Source organism: Streptococcus sp. GMD4S, assembly GCF_000296955.1.
Genome location: NZ_AJRE01000178.1, coordinates 1 through 1,986 on the forward strand (window position 1 = coordinate 1; position 1,986 = coordinate 1,986).

1 protein-coding gene and 1 pseudogene are annotated in these 1,986 nt (G+C 44.3%); both read left to right on the plus strand.

The window, feature by feature from the left end:
- Window positions 1-1,571 (plus strand): SIALI-17 repeat-containing surface protein (locus tag GMD4S_RS08345; protein WP_001184981.1); only part of this gene is annotated, 1,571 nt, incomplete at its 5' end.
- Between the two features lie 129 nt (window positions 1,572-1,700).
- A pseudogene (locus GMD4S_RS08350) lies at window positions 1,701-1,986 on the plus strand (5'-3' exonuclease H3TH domain-containing protein); the annotation flags it as partial.

Genomic DNA, 1,986 nt, shown 5'->3' on the forward strand with positions numbered 1-1,986 from the left:
ATGATTTCTTGGCAGAAGACAGCGATCAGGTGACACCGGCCGAAGTGAAGAGCCAAGAAGATTTCTCAAGTCAAGACCAAGCTAAACTGGCTGCAGCCGACAAGGAAGCAGCAGAAGAGGCAGCCAAAGTTCGCTCAGAATTGCTTTCAACTCTTGAAGGAATCGAAAAATCAACCATCGAAGACATCAACAAAGACGCCACTATCACTGATAAGGAAGCGGCGATTAAGGCAGCTAAAGAAGTGATTGGCAAAGATGCTATCCTGAAAGCCATTGAAGAAGGTGACATCGAAGCGTCCGACTTGTTAGACGATTTCTTAGCAGAAGACAGTGATCAGGTGACACCGGTCGAAGAGATGAGCCAAGAAGATTTCTCAAGTCAGGACCAAGCTAAACTGGCTGCAGCGGACAAGGAAGCGGCGGAAGAGGCAGCCAAAGTTCGCTCAGATTTAATCGCTACCTTAGAAAAAATTGAAAAATCAACCATCGATGATATCAACAAGGATGCCACTATCACTGATAAGGAAGCTGCGATTAAGGCAGCTAAAGAAGTGATTGGCAAGGATGCTATCTTGAAAGCCATTGAAGAAGGCGACATTGATGCCTCAGACTTGTTGGCAGATTTTTTGGCAGAAGATAGTGATCAGGTGACACCGGCCGAAGCAAAAACTCAATCTCAACTTTCTGACCAGGACCAAGCAAAACTCGCTGCGGCAGATAAGGAAGCGGCAGAAGAAAATAGTAATGCGAAAAAACTTGAGCTAAGTAAATTAGAAGAGCAAGTTGCTAAGATTAAAGCGCAATTATCAAGTTTACAAGTTTCTGGTGACAAGAATAGTCAAGTAAAAGACTTGCAACAAGCTTTAGTAGACTATGAGGATGCTATTAAGTCTCTAAGTAGTGTCATGTCGGCTGTTCTTGAAATTGAAGACTTTAAAGGTGGGGTGAACGCAGTGGAAGCTGCAACTGCAGAGTTGCCAGAATACAACAAAGGTGCAAATGCGGTAGAAGCTGCTGTAAATGAACTCCCAGCCTATGCAGAAAGTGGCGCACCAGTCGTAGCGAACGTTCCAGCTTACGGAGAAAGCGGTGCCCCAATAGTAAACAATGCTCTGCCTTATGCAGAAAGTGGCGCACCAGCCGTAGCGAATGTTCCAGCCTATGCAGAAAGCGGTGCCCCAGCCCTAGCAAATGTTCCAGTTTATGCAGAAAGTGGTGCTCCGGCAGTAGCGACTGTTCCAGTTTATGCAGAAAGCGGTGCTCCAGCAGTAGCGAATGTCCCAGTTTATGCAGAAAGTGGTGCTCCAGCAGTAGCCAATATTCCAGCCTACGCTGAAAAGATTGAACCAGCAGTAAACGAAGTTCCAGAATACACTGGCAGTGTAGCTCCTTTGGCTACAAGCCCTACTTTTGGAACTGAACAAGATCGTACCTACAAAGCGCCTGCAGCAACAGATGAGCAACTCCTTCCAAATACAGGAAGCCAAGATGCTTCAGCAGTTGCATCGCTAGGATTTATTGGTCTCCTTCTTGGTTTGCTACCATTTGCAAAGAGAAAATTGAACAAATAAATCGCATGAAATCAATAAAAGAAAAGGATTTGAATAGTCCTTTTCTTTTTTATGGTGAAATAGGGACAAGTCCACGTTTTTCAGCTCTTTCCGATGGTATTTTTCCTTGCTTTCCTTTATAATGGGTGTATGAACAAGAAAAAATTATTATTAATTGATGGATCTTCTGTTGCTTTTCGAGCTTTTTTTGCGCTCTATCAGCAGTTGGATCGTTTTAAAAATGCTAATGGCCTTCATACCAATGCAATCTATGGCTTTCAACTCATGTTGAATCATGTCTTGGAGCGGGTTGAGCCCAGTCATGTTTTGGTAGCCTTTGATGCAGGCAAGACGACTTTCCGAACAGAGATGTATGCAGACTACAAGGGTGGCCGTGCTAAAACTCCAGATGAGTTTCGTGAGCAATTTCCCTTCA